The sequence below is a fragment of the Nocardioides szechwanensis genome, from assembly GCF_900103935.1.
GTDB lineage: Bacteria > Actinomycetota > Actinomycetes > Propionibacteriales > Nocardioidaceae > Nocardioides > Nocardioides szechwanensis.
The window spans coordinates 1-20,744 of record NZ_FNIC01000015.1 but is presented as its reverse complement, the minus strand read 5'-3'; the positions used below and the strand labels follow the sequence as shown (position 1 = coordinate 20,744).

The window sequence follows — 20,744 nt, the reverse complement described above, 5'->3', positions numbered from 1 at the left end:
CGGGCTTGGTGCCGTGGTCCAGGGTCCGCCACAGCCGCCGTCCACGTCCCTGGTCATAGCGCCGGGACCGACGCCGGCACCGACCGCAACGGTTCTTCTGACGCGCCATCGGTCGGACACTGACCACGACCCGGCCACCGTGACCCGGCTCGACTCGAACGTCCTCGATCGCGGTGTCTTCAAGTCCGAGCAGGGGTCGCCATAGGGTGAGCGCAGACACGCCGTTCTCCTTCGCCAGGTAACTGTTCCTCAACAGCTCAGAAACCTAGCCAGAGAACGGCGTGTCCTACGTCAACTGCTCAACCCCACCCACACATCCGTCACAAGAGCCGAAACTTTCGGGCGGGTCAACGTGTTTCTGGGTGAGTTTGTGACGGGTCAACGTGTTTTCAGGACCAGTCGAGGGCGGTGCAGACCCAGCGGTCCTTGCGCGCCTCGAACCGGGCGGCGAGGGCCCGGGAGCGCTCGCCGTACCGGACGTGGACGCTGGTCTCGAGCACGTCCTCGCTGACGAAGCAGCTGTGGACGCTGAGCACCCGGGGCCGCACCGGTTGCACGCGACCCTGGCCGGGGGCGTGGCCGCCGGCCCGGGCGACCAGCTGGGCGCGGCGGTTGAGGTCGGCGAAGACGCTGGCGGAGGTCCAGCGCAGCAGCTGGGTCGCCGGCCGGTCGCCGCCGACGATCTCGACCGCGGCCTGCACGAAGCGCTGCGCCCACGCCTCGGCGCTGCGGCGCCGCTGCCGCCCGATAGGGACTACCGGGGCCACGGGTGGGTCCTGGCGGGGGAGCAGGTCGAGGGCCAGGGTGCCCTGGGTGCTCGCGACGGGCACCGGGACTCGGAACGGTACGACGGTCTCGGGAAACATGGCTGACTCCTCAACGGTGGGTGGGCGGTGTGCTGTGGGGTGGCAGCACGAGGCGCTGCCCGGGGTGGATCAGGTCGGGGTCGGCGCCGACGACGCCGTGGTTGCGGCGGTGGATGCGGTGCCACTCGGCGGCAATCGCCGCGTCGGTGGCTCCGGGGCCGAGCGCGTCCGCGGCGAGGCTCCACAGGGAGTCGCCGGCAGCGACCACGACGACTCGGTCGGGCTCGCTGTGGGGAAGGTGGAGCCCGCCCAGGGGGCGCTCGGGCAACGGGAGCCCGGCGATCGCGGCCCGGACCCGGGGCCGGTCGTCCTCGTGGACGTGGCCGGGCGTGGCCGCGGCGGGAGCGACGCCGGCACCGACCAGGGCGATGCCGCACGCCGCCAGCACCCACCGCCGCGCCGGGGCCGGGACGCCGGTCAGCGCCCACGGGGGAGCGCCACGCCACGCCTCGACGACCACCACGGACGTCACCAGCCACCACCAGAGCGCACAGACCGCCAGCGCCGCGGCGCAGAGCGACACGAGGACCCGGTCGAACCCGGCGTCCCGCAGGCCCGCCGCCGAGGGCAGGTCGGCGGCGCACCAGGCGACGACGAGCGCCATCGCCGCGGTGGTCGCCGTCCACACCAGTAGGCAGCGGAGGCGACGAGCAGTCCCGAGACCGTTCATGGCTGATCCTTGCGTTTGCATCTGTTTGCGTCAGATTGCGCTTCTTTGACCTAATCGTCAAGCGTTTCTCCACAGCCGGGCGGCACGCCGGGTGCGAGGACCTTCGACCCTGGCTCGCCGCCCGGGGCGGTGGCAGCGTGGGTGATCGCCATGGACGCGAAGCGGAGGAGCCTGCTCGGGCTGCTGCTGTTCAACGCTGTCAGTGCCGTGGGGGGCGGGCTCGCGCTGATGCTCGACTGGATCCCGGAGCAGGCGTCGTGGGTCCGGGACACCGACTTCGAGAGCAACTACTTCCCCGGCGTGATCCTGCTGGCCGTCGTCGGCGGCAGCTCCCTGATCGCCGCCGTCGCCACGCTCAAGCGCAGCGACGGCTGGGAGCTGGCCGATCCGGGCGTTCCACTTCCTCCAGGTGATCTACCTCGTGACCGGTGCGCTCGTCGTCATCTGGACCCCGGGTCGTACGGATCCGTCCACCGGGACGTCGCCGACGCCGTAGCGCCCAGGCGGTCCCACGGGCTCATGTGGCCCAGCCCACCATTTTGCATACGTTTGGTGACCGTTACCGCGGGTACCAGCACCCACCGCGCCACAAGCGCACACCCCAGGACAGGTCAGGCCGACCCGGCCCAAGCCCCTGGATCTATCCCGAGGAGACAACATGTCGAACGCTGTACACACTGACAACCAGACCCACGTCCACGGCACCACGCGCCGCGTGAGCACCGAGACCAAGGCGTCGTTCAAGACCACCGAGCTGATCGCCTACGTCGCCGCCGTCATCGGCGTCCTCGTCGCCTCCGCCCTCGTCGACGTCACCGACTTCGGCGCCCAGGAGGCGTGGTTCTACGTCACCCTGCTGACCATCGGCTACATGGTGAGCCGCGGCCTGGCCAAGTCCGGCAGCCGCGACTTCTACGACGACGACGCGTCCTCGACGCGCGGCGACCGTCGCTGAGTCACCCCGCACCGAGAACCGCCCCCAGCGCCTGACGTTGGGGGCGGTTCTGTTCTGCCCAGTGGCACCTACCCTCGGAGGGTGGCTTGGGAGGAAGACCTGTTCGCGCTGCTCGACGACCTCGAGCAGCAGGCCGAGGCGCTGTACGACGCCGAGCGCGCGCCGGAGCTCGCCGACCGCAGCCGGTCGGCGTACCAGGAGGTCACGCACGCCAGCCGGCTCATGGCCTCGCTCGACCAGGACGTGACCCTCGAGGTCCTCGGCGTGGGCACCGTCGCCGGGACGCTGAGCCGCAGCGCGGCGGAGTGGTGCCTGGTGCGCGGGCCCGGTCAGGACTGGCTGGTGCGGCTCGCCGCGGTCGCCGTGGTGACCGGCGCGTCCGAGCGTGCGCTGCCGGAGGTCGCGTGGTCGCCGGTGTCGCGGCTGGGCCTCGGCTCGCCTCTGCGTCGACTGGCGGAGTCAGGGGAGCGGTGCGTCGTGCGCACGCTCGACGGTCACGCCCACGAGGGCGAGGTGGCCCGGGTCGGCCAGGACTTCGTCGAGCTCACGGGACCGGCCGGGCGGACGGTGCTGGTCACGTTCGCCGCGCTCGCGGCCGTCCAGAGCCACGACTGACCGACCCCCGCAGGCAGGCGTCAGGTCGCGTCTGAGTCGTACGGCGGGACCTCGCCGTCGTCGAGCGGGCGCTTGCCCTTGGTGCGGGTCGCCGCCTGCTCGCCCTCGGCGTCCTCCATCGCCTCCATGATGTGCTTGCGCACGATGGTGCGGGGGTCGAGGTCGCGCAGCTCGAGGTCGGAGAACTCCGGGCCGAGCTCGTCGCGCAGTTCGTCACGCGCGGAGTTGGCGAAGTCGCGCGCCTTGCGCAGCATCGCGCCGGCCTGCTTGGCCAGCTCGGGCAGCCGGTCGGGTCCGAAGACGAAGATCGCCACCAGCGCGATCACGGCTAGCTCGGCCAGCCCGACGTCGAACACGGGTCAGAACTTGCTGGTCGGGGTCAGTCCGAGCTGCATGCCGACCAGTCCGCGACCGCGGCCCGACAGGGTGCCCGCGATGGCAGCGAGCTCGACAGCGGCGGGGGCGGTGGGGTCGGAGTCGACGATCGGCTTGCCGGCGTCGCCGCCCTCGCGCAGCGACACGTCGATCGGGATCCGCCCGATCACGGGTACGTCGTAGCCGAAACGCGCGGACAGCGTGGCGGCCACGCGGTCACCGCCGCCGGAGCCGAAGATCTCGAGACGGTGGTCCTTGCCCTCGGCGGTGCAGTGGGGGCAGGGCAGGAAGCTCATGTTCTCGACGACGCCGACCACGCGCTGGTGCATCATCGAGGCCATCGTCCCGGCGCGCTCGGCGACCTCGGCCGCGGCCTCCTGCGGGGTGGTCACCACGACGACCTCGGCGCCGGGCAGGTGCTGCCCGAGCGAGATCGCGACGTCGCCGGTGCCCGGCGGCAGGTCGAGCAGCAGCACGTCCAGGTCGCCCCAGAACACGTCGGAGAGCATCTGGACCAGGGCCCGGTCGAGCATCGGGCCGCGCCAGGCGACGACCTGGTCGCGGCGCGGCTTGAGCATGCCGATGGAGATGACCGAGACGCCGCTCGGCGTCGGGACCGGCATGATCAGGTCCTCGACCTGGGTGGGCCGGGTGTCGGCCACGCCCAGCATGGCCGGGACCGAATGGCCGTAGATGTCGGCGTCGACGACCCCGACCCGCAGGCCCAGCTTGGCCATCGAGAGCGCGAGATTGACGGTGACCGAGGACTTGCCGACGCCGCCCTTGCCGCTGGCGATGGCGTAGACCTTGGTGAGCGAGCCCGGCTGCGCGAAGGGGATCTCGCGCTGCGCCTGCCCGCCCCGCAGGACCTCCTGGAGGCCACTGCGCTGCTCGGCGCTCATGACGCCGAGCTCGAGGTCTACGCCGGTGACGCCGGCGACCCGGCTCACGGCCCCGGTGACGTCGCGGGTGATCGTGTCCTTGAGCGGACAGCCGGCCACGGTCAGCAGCACCTTGACGTGCACGAGGCCGTCGGGGTCGATCACGACCGTGTCGACCATCCCGATCTCGGTGATCGGGCGCTTGATCTCGGGGTCGTTGACGGTCGCGAGCGCGGCGTTGACGGCGTCGAGAGTGGGCAACGGGGAGGAAGAGCTCATGGTGCCGCCAGTCTAGGTGGCGGTCGAGTCCGGCCCCGAGGCGGCGGTGGGGTGAGACTGCTTACCCTCCGGCGCGTCCTCGGGAGGGGCGTCCTGCGCACGCTCGTCGAGGTCGGCCAGCAGCGCCCGCAGCTCGGAGCGCAGGAAGTCGCGGGTCGTGACCTCGCCGACCGCCATCCGCAGCGACGCCACCTCGCGGGCCAGGAACTCCATGTCGGCGTGCGCCCGCGCGTTGGCCTGGCGGTCCTGCTCGGCGATCACTTTGTCGCGCTGTTCCTGGCGGTTCTGCGCGAGCAGGATCAGCGGTGCGGCGTACGACGCCTGGAGGCTGAGCATCAGCGTCAGGAAGATGAACGGGTAGGCGTCCCACCGGGAGTCATCGGGCGCCAGCGCGTTCCAGCCGACCCAGAGCAGCACGAACCCGGTCATGTAGATCAGGAACGTCGCGGTGCCCATGAACCGGGCGAACTGCTCGGCGAAGAGACCGAACGTGTCGGGGTTGAAGGCCGGGCGGCGGACCAGTCGGCGCCGGGTGCTGCGCGGGGTGTCCAGCCGGGGGGTGCGCGGCTCAGCCATCCTTCACCCCCAGGGGTCCACCGCCGCGGGGCATCCGGTCGCGCCAGTTGGTGGGCAGCATGTGGTCGAGCAGGTCGTCGACGGTGACCGCGCCGAGCAGGTGGCCGTTCTCGTCGACGACGGGCGCGGCGACCAGGTTGTAGGTCGCGAGGTGGGCTGCCACCTGGTCGATGGTCGCCTCGGGCCGCAGCGACGCCATCGAGTCGTCCAGGGCGCCGGCGACCAGCGTGGAGGGCGGCTCGCGCAGCAGCCGCTGGATGTGGGCGATGCCGAGGAACCGGCCGGTCGGCGTCTCCAGCGGCTGCCGGCAGACGTAGACCAGGGCGGCGAGCGCGGGGGTGAGCTCGGGGTTGCGCACGTGGGCCAGCGCGTCGGCGATGGTGGCGTCGGGGCCGAGGATCACCGGCTCGGGGGTCATCATGGCGCCCGCGGTGTCGTCGACGTACGACATGAGCCGGCGCACGTCCTCGGCCTCCTCGGGCTCCATCAGGCCCAGCAGGATCTCGGCCGTCTCGGGCGGCAGGTCGGCGATCAGGTCGGCCGCGTCGTCCGGCGACATCTCCTCGAGCACGTCGGCGGCCCGCTCGGAGTCGAGCGCCTCGAGGATCTGGACCTGGTCCTCCTCCGGCAGCTCCTCGAGTACGTCGGCCAGTCGCTCGTCGTCCAGGGCGGCCACGACGGCGGCCCGGCGCTCGAAGGGCAGGTCGTGGATCATGCTGGCCGCGTCGGCCGGCCGCATCTCGTTGAGCGCGGCGATCAGGTGCGTGGCGCCCTGCGACTCCTCGCGGCCCACGAGACCCGAGACGTCGCGCCACTCCACGACGTGGGTCTGGCCGCGGCGACGCAGCCCCTTGGCCGGCTCCTGGACCGCGACTCGGCTCAGCACCCAGTCGCGGTTGCGGGCCTGCTCCATGGCCACGTCGTAGACGGTGCCGGTGACGCCGCTCTCCTTGATCACCACCGTGCGGTCGAGCAGCTGCCCGATCACGAGGGTCTCGGTGGAGCGCTGCTCGAAGCGGCGCATGTTGAGCAGCCCGGTCGTGTAGACCTGCCCGCTGTCGATGTTGGTCACCCGGGTCATCGCCACGAAGATCCGGCGCCGGCCGAAGACCTCGGCGACCAGCCCCAGCACCCGCGGCTGGCTCTCCTCGGAGCGGATCGCGACCACGAGGTCGCGGACCTTGCCGACCTGGTCGCCGCGGGGGTCGAAGATCGGCAGCCCGACGAGCCGGGCGGCGTAGACGCGCGCAGGGGTGGTGCTCACAGCGCAACGCTAGTGCCATGAGCGCAGCTCACGGTCGCTCCGCGCCGGTTCGTCCTACACTCCTTGCATGAGGACTCGACGTTGGCTGGCTGCCCTGGCACTGCCGCTCGTGCTCGTCACGGGGTGTGGCGACGACTCCCCGTCGTCCGCCGACGACCCTGACCCGACGCCGACCACGTCGACCTCGCCGAGCCCCTCGGAGTCCGAGACGACGTCCGCACCACCCGACACCAGCCCCCAGTGCAGCGAGATCTGGGTCGACGGCAAGAAGTTCCCCGAGCGCTACCGCGGCTGCTTCGAGGGCACCGAGAAGATCCAGGCGGAGTCGGTCTACTGCGAGTTCGGCACCAAGCTCTTCTTCTACGCCAACAGCTTTTACGCCGTGCCCAACGGGCCGGTCAACGAGACCGAGGGACCCCTCGCCAAGGACGACAGCTTCAAGACCGCCCTCAACAAGTGCGGCGGCTGACCCACGACCGAGATCTCCTGAATCACCAGCCCCGACTGTTACAGTCTCGCGGGTGGGGTAACGGGCGTTGAACCGTCCTGCCGCACCTCCGCCAGGTGGGACTTCCCCGATCTGCCCGACCCGGCCGGACGACGCGACGCGCTCGTCACGGCACCCTAGCCAGGGAGTGTGAACCCAGCGTGCGACGTCTCTCCGCCGCCACCGTGCTCGCCACCAGCCTGATCGTCGTGGCCAGCCTCCTCGGAGGTCTTCCCTCCTCGGCCTCCGCGGGCCAGAGCTTCGAGCCCGCCCCCTCTCTCACCGCCAGCCAGCAGGCCGAGGCCAGGCGAGGCGTCGGCCCCAAGCCCGCGCCCGACAAGTACACGCCGCCGGCCGGCCCCAAGTTCAACAACCCGCTCGCCGGCAAGGAGGCCCGCGGCCGGATCCGCCGCCACCTGCTGCGCACGATCAACAGCGTCCCGGGCCGCGAGCAGATCCGGATCGCCAGCTGGAACGTCAAGAGCACCGACATCCAGAACGCCCTGATCCGCGCCCACGAGCGCGGCGTCTCGGTGCGCGTGATCATCGACCGCGGCAACGCCGGTCCCGCCAAGCCCAACCCCGGCTTCGACCGGATGGCCCGCAAGCTCGGTGAGGGCCAGAAGAGCCGGATGCCCTCGCAGAAGAGCTTCACCCGCAAGTGCGTGAGCTCGTGCCGCTACTACTCCGGCATCGCGCACACGAAGTTCTTCCTGTTCAGCAAGGCCGGTAAGGCGCACAACGTCGTGATCTACGGCTCCAACAACGCCACCGACCTCGCCGCCCACTCGCAGTGGAACGACATGTTCACGATCAAGGGCCGCGGCAACATCTACCAGGAGTTCCTGCACATCTTCGACCAGATGCGCCGGGACCAGCCGATCAAGCAGGCCTACGAGACCTACGCGCACGGGTCGACCACGTCGTACTTCTACCCCTACAAGGGCCAGGGCACCGGCGACGACCCGCTGCTGCGCGACCTCAACGACATCCGCTGCAAGGGCGCCACCGGAGGCACCGGCACCAACGGTCGCACCAAGATCCGGATCGCGCAGACCTCCATGCACGGAGAGCGCGGCAAGCAGATCGCCAACCGGCTGCGCGACATGTACGAGAACGGCTGCGACATCAAGATCGTCTACGCCGTGTTCGGCAACCAGGTGCTCTCGATCCTGCGGCACACCAGCCGCGGCAAGATGCCGATCCGCCAGATCGCCCAGGACTTCGACCTCGACGGCGTCTACGACAAGTACCTCCACATGAAGAACATGGCGGTCAGCGGGGTCTACAAGGGCCGCACCGACGCCAACGTCACGTGGAACGGCTCGGCCAACTGGACCGGCGTCGCGCTGGCCAGCGACGAGATCGTGATGCGCATCATCGGCCCGCGGATCCGTGCCCAGTACGCCAACTGGGTCGACTACCTCTACGCCAACCCTCCGCGCCTGACCGGCGCCGAGGCGGTCGAGGCCAGGATGGCGCGCGCCCGCGTGATCGCCAGCGGCATCCGTCCCGAGTCGGGCATCGAGGTCAACTGAGCTGAGCCCGGTCCCCGCGCGCGTCCCGCCGGAAGGCGGTCACGGCACCTAGCGTGAGCGCGTGCGACGACCGGGCTGGCGACACCGTGGCGCGCCACTGGTGGCGCTCGCCCTCGCGGCGGCGCTCTCGGTCGGCGTCGTGGCCGTGGTCCTGCACCAGGCCTCGGACCCCGGTCCCGCCCGGCCGCCCCACCAGGCGGTGCTCGGCGCGGCCACGGCGGCCGCGGTCGACCGCTGCGACGACGCCCTGCTGCTGACCGTCGACGGTGGGGGCGAGCGTCCCCGCAGCGCCGAGCAGCCCGGCCGCACCGTCGACGTCTTCCTCCGGGCCGTACGCCGCCACGCCGCCACGTCGGGTCGCACCCTCCACCACGTGGGCATCGCTCTGCAGACCGAGCCGCCGCGCGAGCTGCTCGGCAACCCGCGCGCGCCGAAGGCCAAGGCTGCGGTCACGCCGCTGCGCGTGCGGATCTGGCGGAAGCCGGTCGCCGACGGGGTCGACCGGGCGCTCGCGGCGCTCGGCCAGGCCGCCCTCGACTGTCCCGACCAGCAGGTGCTGCTCGCGGGCTACGCCCACGGTGCCTCCGTCGTGCACCGCGTGCTCGGCGCCCTCCAGAGCCACCCGGACGTCCTGTCCCGGGTCGCGGGTGCTGCGCTCGTCTCCGACCCCGACCGGCTGGCGCGCAGCGTGGCGACGCTCGTGGGCGCCCCCGCGGCCGGCCCGAGACGCAGCGGCGTCTTCGCCGTCGTCGGCACGGTGGCCGACGTGCCGCCCACGATCTCCACGTTCGCCGTCGTCAACGTGTGCACCGCCCGCGACCTGGTCTGCGACCCGGTCAACAACCCCGCCAAGGAGGCGCTCGGGCTTGCGCGGAGCTACCACACCGGCCCGGGCGCGCGCCTGGTCCGGGCCGCGGCCGGCACCGTCTGGCGCCTGGCCCTGCTGCGCCCGGTGCCGCGCCCGGAGATCCAGGTGGTCACGGGCGAGGTCGACCAGCCGCTGTCCCTCCAGCTGGCCGTCGACGTGCTCCCCGAGGCAGCCGCCGGGGTCGAGTGGACCGACGCGCAGCAGCTGCCGCCGGGCTTCACGCTCACGGCCGACGGCCTGCTCACGGGCACCCCGGCGGCGTACGGCACCTGGAACATCACCTACGTCGTCCGCGGCACCGAGCCGGCCACCACCGGGTCCCGCGGCGTCGTGGTGCTCACCGTGGCCTCGGAGTCCGCCGGCGTCAGCGCGGGCGGCCAGACCTCGTGCGAGACCCGTGCCGACGGCACCGGCTGGTGCTGGGGCCGCAACAGCTTCGGCCAGCTCGGCGACGGCACGACCACCGCCGCGTCGACGCCGAGGAAGGTCGCCGGCAGCGCGGGCTGGGCGTCGCTCAGCACCAGTGGGTCGACCACCTGCGGGACCAAGCTCGACGGCACCCTGTGGTGCTGGGGGCTCGACAACTTCGGCCAGCTCGGCATCGGGCGCGGGGCCCCACGCTCGACCCCGGTCCAGGTGGGTACGTCGGTCGCGTGGACGTCGGTCAGCACCAGCTGGTTCCACACCTGCGCGACCCGCAGCAACGGCTCGCTGTGGTGCTGGGGGAGCAACCTGCGCGGCCAGCTCGGCAACGGCAGCTTCGACAACCGGGGCACGCCCACCCGGGTCGGTACCGACAGCGACTGGGCCTCGGTGACCACCGGCGGCTACTACACGTGCGGGGTCCGCACCGACGCGACCGCCTGGTGCTGGGGGCAGAACGCCCTCGGCCAGCTCGCCAACGCCAACGAGGCCCCGCAGCCGCGGCCGGTCCGCGTGCCCGGCACACAGCTCTGGGCCGAGCTCAGTGCGGGGTGGGCACACACGTGCGGAGTCACCGTCGAGGGGGCCGCCTGGTGCTGGGGCCTCAACCGTCGGGGCCAGGTCGGCGACGGCACCAAGGTGCTGCGGCGCACGCCGGTTGCGGTGAGCGGTGACCGGATCTGGACTACCCTCTCCGTGGGTGACGCCACCTCGTGCGGCGTCGACAACACGGGCGCTGCGTGGTGCTGGGGCAGCAACAGCTACACGCAGCTCGGTGACGGCCGGAACGCGCACCAGACGGTGCCCGTCCTAGTTAGCAGCGAACAGCCCTGGTTGTCGGTCGACGCGGGTTGGTTCCACGAGTGTGGGACCGGCGACGGCGGCGTCATCGCGTGTTGGGGCAACAACGAGCTGGGCCAGATCGGCAACGGTTCCCGCAGCGACCAGCCGGTCCCGGAGGAGGTGCGATGAGCGACGGTCCCCGTCTCTCCCAGGAGCGCCTCAGCGTCCTCGCCACCGTCGGCGGCGTGGTCGCGATCGTGCTCGTCGTCGTCGCGGCCAACCTGATCGGGCGCGGCGGGTCCGAGACCCCTGCGCCGCAGGCGGCCACCCCGTCTGCACCGTTGAGCACCGGTGCTGCCGAGCTCGCGACCATGTCGCCCGAGGAGATTGCGAGCAAGGCCCTCCAGGATCGCGGCAAGATCGCCCCGCAGAGCATCCCGTCGGGCGCCAAGTCCCTCGCCGCCGCGGCCGAGGGCCTCGCCGGCGACCTGCCCTACAGCTTCGTGATCACGACGTTCAACATTCTCGGCAGCCAGCACACCGCCCCGGGCGGGCCTGCCGCGGAGTTCGCTCCGGGCCGGATCCGCACCGAGTGGGCGGCGCCGCTGCTCGCCTCCTACGGCTCCAGCGTGGTCGGGCTCCAGGAGCTCCAGGGCGACCAGCTCAGCGGTCTCGACCGGGCGCTGGGCGGTGCCTGGGAGTTCTGGCCCGGCGCCGCGCTGGGCGGCCAGGGGATCCCGCAGTCGCTGATGTGGAAGTCGTCGGTGTGGAGCCCGACGTTCAAGGGCTCCATCACCGTGCCATTCATGGGCAAGACCCGCCCCCAGCCGGTCGTCCGGCTCCAGCACGCCGAGACCGGCCGCGAGATCTACGTCCTCAACATCCACAACTCCCCGCGGGACGCGCAGGGGCGTGAGGGTGAGCGCGACAAGGCGATGGCGATCGAGGCGGAGGCGGTCCGCGAGCTGCGCAAGGACGGCATCCCGGTCTTCCTGATCGGCGACTTCAACGAGCACGAAGAGGCGTTCTGCTACTTCAGTGCCAACGCCGGGATGATCGCGGCCAACGGCGGCTCCAGCTCCGGGGGGAGCTGCCGGGCGCCTCGCCCCAACCGCGTCGACTGGATCTTCGGCACCCCCGACATCTCGTTCTCGGGATTCCGCCTCGACGAGGGCCCCGAGGTACGCCGGATCACCGACCATGCCGTGCTCACCAGCACGGTGTCGGTGCCGTAACCTCGCCTGTCGTGGCGGAGACGGACGTACGGGTCGACGACGCGGGCGTGCACCTCCCCGCGGACTACGACGGCACCGGTGACGTCTACTTCGACGGTCACCACGCGTGGTCCTACACCGCCACCCCCCGCCGGGGCCGCGACGAGACGCTGGTGCCCTGGCCCAAGCGGATGAAGCGCTGGCTCAACGGCGTCTCCGACGTCCGCGTGGTCTCCGGCGACGAGGAGCTCTTCTCCGGAGCCGTGTCGTTCGGCAACGGCAAGGGGCGGGTCCGCTTCGTCGACAAGGCCGGGATCCCGGTGATGATCGACAAGTGGGGCCTGCTCCAGCGGCCATTCTCCGGTCGCGACGCCGGGGTCGTCGAGCAGATGGTCGACATCACCGACCGGATCCTCGACGTGATGGAGACCGAGTGCGGGGTCCAGGGCTGGATCGCCTTCGGCACCCTGCTGGGGGCCGCCCGCGAGGGCAAGGTCATCGGCCACGACTCCGACATCGACCTGGCCTACCTCAGCGACAAGGCGACGCCGGCCGAGATGGCGGTGGAGCTCTACGAGATCGGTCGGGCGCTGCGGCGCCACGGCATGAGCGTGCTCAACAAGTCGGGCTCGTTCATCACCGTCGTGTGGACCTCGCCCGACGGCGGGATGGCCAGCATCGACGTCTACACCTGCTTCTACGTCGGCGACCTCCTCTACGAGACCGCCACCGTGCGTCAGCGGGTCCCGCGCTCGGCGATCCTGCCCCTGACCGAGCTCGAGTTCGAGGGCCGGATGCTCCCGGCCCCCGCCGACCCCGACGCGATGCTGGCCGTCTCCTACGGGCCCGGCTGGCGGGTGCCCGACCCGTCGTTCAAGCACGAGCCGGGCCCCGAGATCGGGCAGCGCTTCGACGGCTGGTTCTCCTCGCTGATGCGCCAGCGGCGCGACTGGGAGCAGCACGTCTCCGACCTCTTCAAGGACACCGCCCACGGGCCCTCCGACTTCGCCCGCTGGGTCGCCGCGCGGCTGCCGGCCGGCAGCCGCGTGATCGAGATCGGCTCCGGCTCCGGCCAGGACGCGCTCCACCTCGCGGGCGCCGGCTTCCCCGTGGTCGCGCTCGACTACGCCCGCCCGTCGCTGCGCCGCCCTCAGCGGCTGGCCCGCCGCGGCAAGCTGGCCGTGTCGTTCTCGCACCTCAACCTCTACGACCTGCGCGACGTGCTCACCCGGGCCGCGTTGGTCGCCCGCGACAAGCGGCCGCACAGCCTCTACGCCCGCGAGGTGCTCGAGACCCTGGACGCCGACGGCCTGGACAGCTTCTGGCGCTTCGCGTCGATGACGCTGCGCGCCGGTGGTACGGCGTACCTCGAGGGCCACGCGCTGTCGCGCCCCGACGCGGCCGAGTGGCGCTCCGCCCACGGCGGCGGCCGGCGCCACTCGCTGGACCCGCGGATGCTCGAGGGCGCCGCCGTACGCGCCGGCGGGACGGTCACCCACCGGGAGGGGTTCCTCGCGGCGGCGGCCGCGGTGTCGGGTGGCGCACCCGCGCGGTGGAGAATGGTCGTCGAGTGGCCGGCCAGCACCCGCCCGGCAGGAGAGGACCCCGAGCAGTGACCCAGCGTCTCTACCTGCACGTCGGTGCGCCGAAGTCGGGCACGACCTACCTGCAGCGGGTCCTCGAGACCAACCGCGCCCGGCTCGCCGACGCCGGTGTCCTGGTCGTCGGCGACCGTCACCTCGACCGGATCCACGCCGCGATGGTGGTCCGCCAGGACCCGCGGCTCGAGAGCCTGCCCGAGCGCGCCCGCACGTCGTGGAGCCGGCTGGTCGCGCAGGTCAGGGGCTGGCGCGGCGAGTCCGCGGTGCTCAGCTACGAGCTGTTCGCGGGCGCGTCTCCCGAACAGGTCCGCTCCGCCCTCGCCGACCTCGACGGGATCGAGGTCCACGTCGTCGTGACCGCCCGCGACCTGGGCTCCGCCGTGCCGTCGGCCTGGCAGGAGCGCCTGAAGTTCGCGCTGACCACGCCGCTCGAGCGCTGGCGGCCGCGCCCGGAGTCCGCCGGCCCCCGCGCCGAGTGGGCCTGGCGCACCATGGACCCCTCCGGGGTCGCGGCCCGCTGGGGCGCGTCCCTGCCGCCCGAGCACGTGCACATCGTCACCGTGCCCCGCGACCGGTCCGGAGACCACGAGCTGTGGAGCCGCTTCGCGCAGGCCTGCGGCATCGAGGTTCCCGGTCTCCAGCTCGACGTGGAGCGGGCCAACGCCTCCCTGGGGCTGGTCGCCGCCGAGCTGCTGCGCCGCGTCAACGAGAAGGTGCGCGAGCCGATCTCGGGCAGCCGCGAGCAGTCCCGCTGGCTGCGCGACACCCTCGCCCACGGGGTCCTGGTCGAGCTCGGCGGCGAGCCGATCGGCATCACCGACGAGCAGTTCGCCGACGCGACCCAGCGTGCCGAGGAGGCCGCGACCGCACTGCGCGACGCGGGCTACGCCGTACACGGCGACCTCGATGACATCCTCGCCAGCCGGCGTGACGCCCGCACCCCGGGGGAGGCGACCGACGCCGAGCTGCTCGACACCGCAGTCGAGACCATCGTCCGGCTACTGCTGCTCGTGCGCGAGCGCACGCTGGAGCGCGACACCGACACCTCGCTGCTCGCCGACGAGGGCTCGCGGATCAAGGCGCTGGGCAAGGGCGTCGTACGACGGGTCACGGCGCCGCGGGTCGAGTCCCGCGCCGAGGACCTGCGGGCCCGCGTGGCCGAGCTCGAGGCCGAGGTGGCCCGCAGCCGGGCGCTGCACCTGCGGGTCGCCGAGCTGACCGACGTCGTCACCGAGCTGCTGATGCCGCCGCACTCGACCGACGGCCGGGTGGCCGCCAAGGCCCTCAACGCCTACCGCAGCGAGTCGCTGTGAAGGTCCCTCTGAAGGTGCCCGCCCGCCTCGACGGGGTCGCCCGGCGGATGGCGGCCGGCACCGGCCTGGAGGAGGTGCTCCGCCTGCAGCGACGGGTCGAGGACCTCGAGGAGGCGGTCGCGGAGAACACCCTGCTCGCCGACCCGCTGGCCGCGCAGGTGACCGCCCTCGAGCAGGCGCTGGTAGGCCCGCTCGAGCACCGCACCCGCCTGCTGCGACGGCGGCGCTGACCGTGGACACGATTTAGCCCCGAACCTACCGGCGGGTAACGTTCTCGCCGCCTGTACGACCGAGACGAAGGAGCAGACCATGGGTCGCCTCTGCCAGACCGACGGACTCACCGACGACCAGACCGAGATCCTCAAGGCGGTCCGGACCTTCGTCGACGAGAAGATCCTCCCCGTCGCGACCGAGCTCGAGCACGCCGACGAGTACCCCCAGGAGATCGTCGACGGCCTCAAGGAGCTCGGCATCTTCGGGCTGATGATCCCCGAGGAGTACGACGGGCTGGGCGAGTCGCTGCTCACCTACGCGCTGTGCGTGGAGGAGATCGCGCGTGGCTGGATGAGCGTCTCCGGCGTCATCAACACCCACTTCATCGTGGCCTACATGCTGATGAGGCACGGCACCGAGGAGCAGAAGAAGAAGTACCTGCCGAAGATGGCCACCGGCGAGGTGCGCGGTGCCTTCTCGATGTCCGAGCCCGGTCTCGGCTCCGACGTGGCCGCGATCAAGACCAAGGCGACGAAGAACGACGGTGCTGATGGGGGCTACTCCATCACGGGCCAGAAGATGTGGCTGACCAACGGCGGCACCTCGACACTGGTGGCCACGCTCGTGGTGACCGACGAGGGCGCCGACTCGGTCTACAAGAACATGACGACATTCCTCGTGGAGAAGGAGCCCGGCTTCGGCGAGACCGCACCGGGCCTGACCATCCCCGGCAAGCTCGACAAGATGGGCTACAAGGGCGTCGAGACCACCGAGGCGATCTTCGACAACCACCAGGTCTCCGCCGACCAGATCCTGGGCGGTGAGCCGGGCCAGGGCTTCTACCAGATGATGGACGGCGTCGAGGTGGGCCGCGTCAACGTCGCCGCGCGCGCCTGCGGCATCGCCAACCGGGCCTTTGAGCTCGGCGTCGCCTACGCCCAGACCCGCGAGACCTTCGGCAAGCAGATCGCCGAGCACCAGGCGATTCTCTTCCGGCTCGCTGAGATGGCGACCAAGGTCGAGGTCGCCCACACGATGATGGTCCGCGCCGCGCGCACCAAGGACTCGGGCGAGCGCAACGACGTCGAGGCCGGCATGGCCAAGATGGTGGCCGCGGAGTACTGCAACGAGGTCGTCCAGGACTCCTTCCGGATCCACGGCGGCTACGGCTACTCCAAGGAGTACGAGATCGAGCGCCTCTACCGCGAGGCCGCGTTCATGCTGATCGGCGAGGGCACCTCCGACATCCAGAAGATGATCATCGGCCGGTCGCTGCTCAAGGACTACAAGCTGAAGAAGTAGCCGTGGACGTCGTCGAGGCCGTACGTCGCCAGGCACCGGCCTGCGCCCACCTCGGCTCGCCGATGTACGCCGGCCTGTGCGAGCGGCTGGCCGACGACCTCGCCGCGGGCGGGCCCACGTCGATGGTGCTCGCCGGCCACGAGGACGACCCGGGTCCGTCGGCGCTGGCGCTGCGGCTGCTGGGCAGCGTCCACCGTCTGGTGCTGGAGCGCCGGGGCGGCGCGCTGGCGGCGTACTACCCGAGCGTGGGCGGCACCTGGGAGCCCGAGGCCGGCTGGCTGGCCCTGCGCGACCTGCTCGCCGCCGAACCGGACGCCGTACGGGAGTGGCTGGACCGGCCGCCGCAGACCAACGAGGTCGGGCGCGCCACCGCGCTGATGGCCGGTCTGCTCGCGCTGCCGTGGCCGCACCCGGTGCGGCTGTTCGAGATCGGCTCGTCCGGCGGGCTCAACCTGCTGGCCGACCAGTTCCGCTACGTCACCCCGTCCGGCTCGGTCGGGCCGGAGGACTCGCCGGTCGTGCTCGACCCCGCCTGGACCGGCGTCCTGCCGCTGGGTGAGTCGCTGGGTGAGCCGCCGCGGATCGTGGAGCGCCTGGGCTCCGACGTGATGCCGGTCGACGTACGCACCACCGAGGGCCGGCTGACCCTGACCGCCTACGTCTGGCCCGACCAGACCCACCGGCTGGAGCGGCTGCGCGGCGCCTTCGCGCTGGCCGACCGCACGCCGACCGTCGTACGACGGGAGGCCGCGGGCGACCTCGTGGCCGGCCTCGACCTCGTGGACGCCACCACGACCGTGCTGTGGCACAGCGTGATGTGGCAGTACCTCGGCCGCGACGAGCAGGACCGGGTGCGCGCGAGCATCGACGCGCTCGGCGCGCGGGCGACGCGGGAGGCGCCGTTCGCCCACGTCTACCTCGAGCCCTCGCGGCGTACGCCGGAGTCGGAGCACGAGTTCCTGGTCTGGCTCGAGACCTGGCCGACGGGGGAGCGGCGTGTGCTGGGCACGTCGGTCGGCCACGGCGTACCTACCCACGTCGAGCTCCTGCACTAGCGTGCGGCCCATGGCGAGCCGGGTGGTCCTGCACGTGGGGCTGATGAAGTCCGGCACGTCGTACCTCCAGCGGCGCCTCGACGCCAACCGCACCCTGCTCGCTGAGCGCGGCGTGCTGCTGCCCGGCGAGCGCTGGCGTGACCAGATGCTGGCGGTCAGCGACGTGCTCGGACGCAAGCAGCTGCTGGACAAGTCCGCAGGGCGCTGGGCCGCGCTGATCGACGAGGTGGTGGCGCACGACGGCCCGGCGATCGTGAGCATGGAGTTCCTCGGCCCGGCGACGCCCGACTCGATCGCCCGCGTCGTGGGCTCGCTGGCGCCTGCAACCGTCGAGGTGGTCGTGACCCTGCGCGACCTCGGGCGCACCGTCCCGGCGATGTGGCAGGAGAGCCTGCAGAACGGCGGCGTCGTCCCCTGGGCGGAGTACGTCGGTCAGCTCGCGGGCGCCCGGCGGCCGGCCCGGGCGTTCTGGCGGCAGCAGGGGATGGGGCGCATCGCGGGCAACTGGGTGGCGGAGGTCGGACCGGAGCGCGTGGCGCTCGTGACCGTGCCGCCGGCGGGCGCCGAGCCGGGACTGCTCTGGGAGCGGTTCTGTGACGCAGCGGGGCTCGAGGCGCGCGACGCGGCGCCAGTCGAGCCGGCCAACACGTCACTCGACGCGGCGTCGGCGGTGCTGCTGCGCGAGCTCAACCTGCGGCTGCGTGACGACGACCTGCCGACGGGGGAGTACCACCGGCTGGTCAAGTTCGGGCTGGGCAAGCGCGCCCTCGCGGGGCGCGGCGGCGCGCCGATCGGCTTCGAACCGTCGGCCTGGCTGGTGCAGCGAGCCGGGGAGATCGAGGGGCGGCTGCGGGCCACGGGTGCGCGGGTCGTGGGCGACCTGGCGGAGCTGGCGCCGGTCGCGGTGCCGGGCATCGACCCGGAGACGGTCCCCGTCGACGAGCGGCTGCGCGCCGAGGTCGAGGAGCTGCGGGACGTCGTACTTCAGGGGCGCCGGTCTCAGCCTGGATAGACGCTCAGCCGACGACGACGTCCGAGACGAGGTAGCCGATCTCCTCGTCGGCCATCATCTTGTCCTGGTCGACGGAGACCGCGCTGGGGTACTCCTGGCCCTCGGGCCACTTGACCTTGACCACCGCGGCCTCGGTGTCGTTGGCGGCCTCGATGACCTCGTCGATCGTCAGCCAGCGGTACTCCGGCGCCGGATCGCCCTGGGTCACCCCGCGTCCGTCCTCGGCGTAGACCGCCTCGACCGCCTCGCCGGCGACGACGGTGACGCGCACCGGGGTGCCAGCGTCGGGGCAGAAGCAGGAGACGACGAGCGTGTAGCTGTAGTCGTCGGGCTCGAAGTCGGGGTAGGTGCCGACGGTCGGCTGGGCGGTGGACGTGGTCTCTGTCGGGGTGGGCGACGTCGTGGGGTCGTTGGCGACGGTGTCGTCGTCGGGCTCGGAGCCGCAGCCGACGAGGACGAGGGACACGGCGGCGGTCGCGAGCAGGGTGCGCATCATGAGGTTCTGACGGGCGCCGGCGCCGCTGGGTTGCATGTCGCCGAACATATCGGTCGACGGTCCTTGCCTCCCGTGCGAAGGTGGAGGCATGACCGACTCCAACAGCAACGAAGACCTCAAGTCCAAGATGCGCGAGGCGCTCGAGCGCAAGAACGCCAAGGAGAAGGGGGTCCACCAGGAAGGCCCGACCCCGGAGAAGGCACACGGCTCGGAGGTCATCGGCGGCGCTCCGAAGATGCATCGCCGCAAGGCCGGTGGGGGCGGCTCCTGACCGTCGTACGAGCGGCTGACAGAATCGGGGCGACGTCGTCGACCCCGAGGAGTGCAGGTGCAGTTCGGTCGTAGCTATGAGGAGTTCGAGGTCGGTGCGATCTACAAGCACTGGCCAGGCAAGACGGTCACCGAGTTCGACGACCACATGTTCTGCCTGCTCACCATGAACCACCACCCCCTGCACCTCGACGTCAACTACGCCGAGTCCACGACGCAGTTCGGCAAGAACGTCGTGGTCGGCAACTACGTCTACTCGATCCTGCTCGGCATGTCGGTGCCCGACATCTCCGGCAAGGCGATCGCCAACCTCGAGATCGAGTCGCTGCGCCACGTCGCCCCGACCTTCCACGGCGACACGCTCTACGGCGAGACCCGCGTGCTCGACAAGTGGGAGTCGAAGTCCAAGGACGACCGCGGCGTGGTCTACGTCGAGACCATCGGCTACAACCAGGACGGCAAGGTCGTCTGCATCTTCCGTCGCAAGGTGATGGTCCCCAAGGACAGCTACCTCACCGACCGCGGCGGCGAGCAGCCCGGCCGCCCCGTCCCCCAGCCCGACAAGAACTGGCCCGGCGAAGCTCCCACCGACTGATTGACGTTGACCCGCCCGAAACTTTCGGGCGGGTCAACCTTGGGTTCAAGGGATGGATGCAACACCTCTAGTCAGGCAGGGGTGTTGCAGCGATGGGTGGTCCAGGTCGTCCGCGGTTATCCAAAGGGCTCGAGCAGGTGTTCTGGTCGGCGATTCGTGAAGGTTCCTCGACCGCAGAGGCAGCGGCTGTTGCCGGTGTGTCTGAGCCCTCAGCACTGCGATGGTTCCGACAACGTGGCGGGGTGCTTCCACCTTCACCAGGGCCGGTTGGTCGACGTCCGCGTCTGAGCTTGGAGCAACGCGAGGAGATCGCGGTCCTCAAGGCTCAAGACCTCTCGAACGCCGAGATCGCTCGCCGCGTCGGGGTCCACAGGTCAACGATCGGGCGCGAGCTCGCTGCGGGCTCCTTGTTTCGTCCTCAGCGGCGCCCGAAGTACCGCGCCTCGGTCGCCCAGGCCGCCGCGGACCGGCGGGCCTCGCGCGGCCACCTACCCGGCAAGCTGGCCAGGAACCCGGCCCTGGCCGCCCTGGTCACCGCAGCCCTGGAGGACGAGCACAGTCCCGAGCAGATCGCCGCACGGTTGAAGATGGACTTCCCCGACGACGAGGACATGCACGTGAGCCACGAGGTGATCTACCAGGCGCTCTACGTCCAGGGCCGCGGTGAACTACGCCGTGACCTGCACGTACGGCTGCGCACCGGCCGCGCGCTGCGTAAGCCCCGCAGAGCCCTCGGGGAGCGGCGCGGAAAGATCCCCGGGATGGTCGGCATCGCCGAACGGCCGCCCGAGGTCGAGGACCGAGCAGTGCCCGGGCACTGGGAAGGCGACCTGATCGTGGGGGCGTACTCGAAGTCTGCGATCGGGACCCTGGTCGAGAGGACGACCGGGTTCGTGGCCCTGCTCCACCTACCCGAGAATCACGGCGCGGACGCTGTCGCTGAAGCGATGATCGAAGCGATGAGCCGGCTCCCAGAAACCCTGCGCAAGACCATGACCTGGGACCAGGGAAGCGAGATGGCCAACCACGTCCAGATCGCCGCTGCGACCGATCTCGACATCTACTTCTGTGATCCCCACTCGCCCTGGCAGCG

Annotated in this window: 23 protein-coding genes; 16 read left to right on the top strand and 7 right to left on the bottom strand. The window is 71.5% G+C overall.

Annotation, left to right across the window (positions count from 1 at the left end; genetic code table 11):
* Positions 1-389: 389 nt before the first annotated feature.
* Both BLR90_RS20580 and BLR90_RS20575 read right to left on the bottom strand, forming a co-directional pair.
* Complete coding sequence (locus tag BLR90_RS20580) at positions 390-866, bottom strand: Rv3235 family protein (RefSeq protein ID WP_091027114.1); 477 nt, start codon at positions 864-866, stop codon at positions 390-392.
* 10 nt (positions 867-876) lie between these two features.
* A complete protein-coding gene (locus BLR90_RS20575; RefSeq protein WP_143016302.1) occupies positions 877-1,536 on the bottom strand; it encodes a LysM peptidoglycan-binding domain-containing protein in 660 nt (219 codons plus the stop codon).
* A gap of 150 nt (positions 1,537-1,686) precedes the next feature.
* On the opposite strand from BLR90_RS20575, the gene BLR90_RS20800 reads away from it, so the two are divergent.
* The 3 genes from BLR90_RS20800 to BLR90_RS20565 all read left to right on the top strand — a co-directional run bounded on the left by BLR90_RS20800 (position 1,687) and on the right by BLR90_RS20565 (position 3,106).
* Positions 1,687-2,217, top strand: a complete 531-nt coding sequence (locus BLR90_RS20800) for a hypothetical protein (protein WP_143016301.1) — start codon at positions 1,687-1,689, stop codon at positions 2,215-2,217.
* On the top strand, positions 2,195-2,491 hold the full coding sequence (locus tag BLR90_RS20570) for a hypothetical protein (protein ID WP_091027112.1): 297 nt from the start codon (positions 2,195-2,197) through the stop codon (positions 2,489-2,491). The genes BLR90_RS20800 and BLR90_RS20570 overlap by 23 nt, the downstream gene beginning before the upstream one ends.
* Positions 2,492-2,572: 81 nt before the next feature.
* Positions 2,573-3,106 carry a hypothetical protein gene (locus BLR90_RS20565; protein ID WP_091027111.1) on the top strand — a complete coding sequence of 178 codons (534 nt, stop codon included), beginning with the start codon at positions 2,573-2,575 and terminating at the stop codon, positions 3,104-3,106.
* Positions 3,107-3,126: 20 nt separating this feature from the next.
* Here BLR90_RS20565 and BLR90_RS20560 read toward each other — a convergent pair whose 3' ends face one another.
* From BLR90_RS20560 to BLR90_RS20545, 4 genes are read right to left on the bottom strand one after another with little or no spacing between them, the layout of a single operon-like run.
* Entirely contained in the window at positions 3,127-3,462 is a 336-nt protein-coding gene (locus tag BLR90_RS20560; protein ID WP_091027110.1) for a sec-independent translocase, read from the bottom strand.
* 3 nt (positions 3,463-3,465) lie between these two features.
* Complete coding sequence (locus BLR90_RS20555; RefSeq protein WP_091027109.1) at positions 3,466-4,641, bottom strand: Mrp/NBP35 family ATP-binding protein; 1,176 nt, start codon at positions 4,639-4,641, stop codon at positions 3,466-3,468.
* Positions 4,642-4,653: 12 nt separating this feature from the next.
* Entirely contained in the window at positions 4,654-5,217 is a 564-nt protein-coding gene (locus BLR90_RS20550) for a DUF1003 domain-containing protein (RefSeq protein WP_091027108.1), read from the bottom strand.
* On the bottom strand, positions 5,210-6,481 hold the full coding sequence (locus BLR90_RS20545) for a magnesium transporter MgtE N-terminal domain-containing protein (RefSeq protein ID WP_091027107.1): 1,272 nt from the start codon (positions 6,479-6,481) through the stop codon (positions 5,210-5,212). The genes BLR90_RS20550 and BLR90_RS20545 overlap by 8 nt, the downstream gene beginning before the upstream one ends.
* A 67-nt stretch (positions 6,482-6,548) precedes the next feature.
* Between BLR90_RS20545 and BLR90_RS20540 the strand changes: the two genes are divergently transcribed.
* From BLR90_RS20540 to BLR90_RS20495, 10 genes are all read left to right on the top strand, one after another.
* On the top strand, positions 6,549-6,950 hold the full coding sequence (locus tag BLR90_RS20540; RefSeq protein WP_143016300.1) for a hypothetical protein: 402 nt from the start codon (positions 6,549-6,551) through the stop codon (positions 6,948-6,950).
* A 179-nt stretch (positions 6,951-7,129) separates the two neighbouring features.
* A complete protein-coding gene (locus tag BLR90_RS20535; protein ID WP_143016299.1) occupies positions 7,130-8,506 on the top strand; it encodes a phospholipase D-like domain-containing protein in 1,377 nt (458 codons plus the stop codon).
* 61 nt (positions 8,507-8,567) lie between these two features.
* A complete protein-coding gene (locus BLR90_RS20530) occupies positions 8,568-10,769 on the top strand; it encodes an RCC1 domain-containing protein (RefSeq protein WP_091027104.1) in 2,202 nt (733 codons plus the stop codon).
* The gene (locus BLR90_RS20525; RefSeq protein WP_091027103.1) at positions 10,766-11,815 is read left to right on the top strand and encodes an endonuclease/exonuclease/phosphatase family protein; all 1,050 of its coding nucleotides are present in this window, start codon (positions 10,766-10,768) and stop codon (positions 11,813-11,815) included. The genes BLR90_RS20530 and BLR90_RS20525 overlap by 4 nt, the downstream gene beginning before the upstream one ends.
* 11 nt (positions 11,816-11,826) lie before the next feature.
* Entirely contained in the window at positions 11,827-13,410 is a 1,584-nt protein-coding gene (locus BLR90_RS20520; protein ID WP_091027102.1) for a class I SAM-dependent methyltransferase, read from the top strand.
* Positions 13,407-14,708, top strand: coding sequence for a DUF6752 domain-containing protein (locus BLR90_RS21195; protein ID WP_091027101.1), 1,302 nt, complete (start codon positions 13,407-13,409; stop codon positions 14,706-14,708). Before BLR90_RS20520 ends, BLR90_RS21195 begins: the two co-directional genes overlap by 4 nt.
* Positions 14,705-14,938 (top strand): hypothetical protein, encoded by a 234-nt coding sequence (locus BLR90_RS20510; RefSeq protein WP_091027100.1) that lies wholly within the window; start codon positions 14,705-14,707, stop codon positions 14,936-14,938. Before BLR90_RS21195 ends, BLR90_RS20510 begins: the two co-directional genes overlap by 4 nt.
* Positions 14,939-15,017: 79 nt before the next feature.
* The gene (locus tag BLR90_RS20505) at positions 15,018-16,223 is read left to right on the top strand and encodes an acyl-CoA dehydrogenase family protein (RefSeq protein WP_091027099.1); all 1,206 of its coding nucleotides are present in this window, start codon (positions 15,018-15,020) and stop codon (positions 16,221-16,223) included.
* Between the two features lie 2 nt (positions 16,224-16,225).
* The gene (locus BLR90_RS20500; protein WP_091027098.1) at positions 16,226-17,278 is read left to right on the top strand and encodes a DUF2332 domain-containing protein; all 1,053 of its coding nucleotides are present in this window, start codon (positions 16,226-16,228) and stop codon (positions 17,276-17,278) included.
* A 10-nt stretch (positions 17,279-17,288) separates the two neighbouring features.
* Positions 17,289-18,290, top strand: coding sequence for a hypothetical protein (locus BLR90_RS20495; protein WP_143016298.1), 1,002 nt, complete (start codon positions 17,289-17,291; stop codon positions 18,288-18,290).
* A 4-nt stretch (positions 18,291-18,294) separates the two neighbouring features.
* Here the strand turns inward: BLR90_RS20495 and BLR90_RS20490 are convergent, their stop codons facing one another.
* A complete protein-coding gene (locus BLR90_RS20490) occupies positions 18,295-18,822 on the bottom strand; it encodes a DUF6174 domain-containing protein (protein WP_143016297.1) in 528 nt (175 codons plus the stop codon).
* Positions 18,823-18,874: 52 nt separating this feature from the next.
* On the opposite strand from BLR90_RS20490, the gene BLR90_RS20485 reads away from it, so the two are divergent.
* From BLR90_RS20485 to BLR90_RS20475, 3 genes are all read left to right on the top strand, one after another.
* A complete protein-coding gene (locus BLR90_RS20485; protein ID WP_091027095.1) occupies positions 18,875-19,057 on the top strand; it encodes a DUF5302 domain-containing protein in 183 nt (60 codons plus the stop codon).
* Positions 19,058-19,114: 57 nt separating this feature from the next.
* Complete coding sequence (locus BLR90_RS20480; protein ID WP_091027094.1) at positions 19,115-19,651, top strand: MaoC family dehydratase; 537 nt, start codon at positions 19,115-19,117, stop codon at positions 19,649-19,651.
* 92 nt (positions 19,652-19,743) lie between these two features.
* On the top strand, positions 19,744-20,744 hold a 1,001-nt coding region (locus tag BLR90_RS20475; RefSeq protein WP_143016296.1), incomplete at its 3' end, for an IS30 family transposase.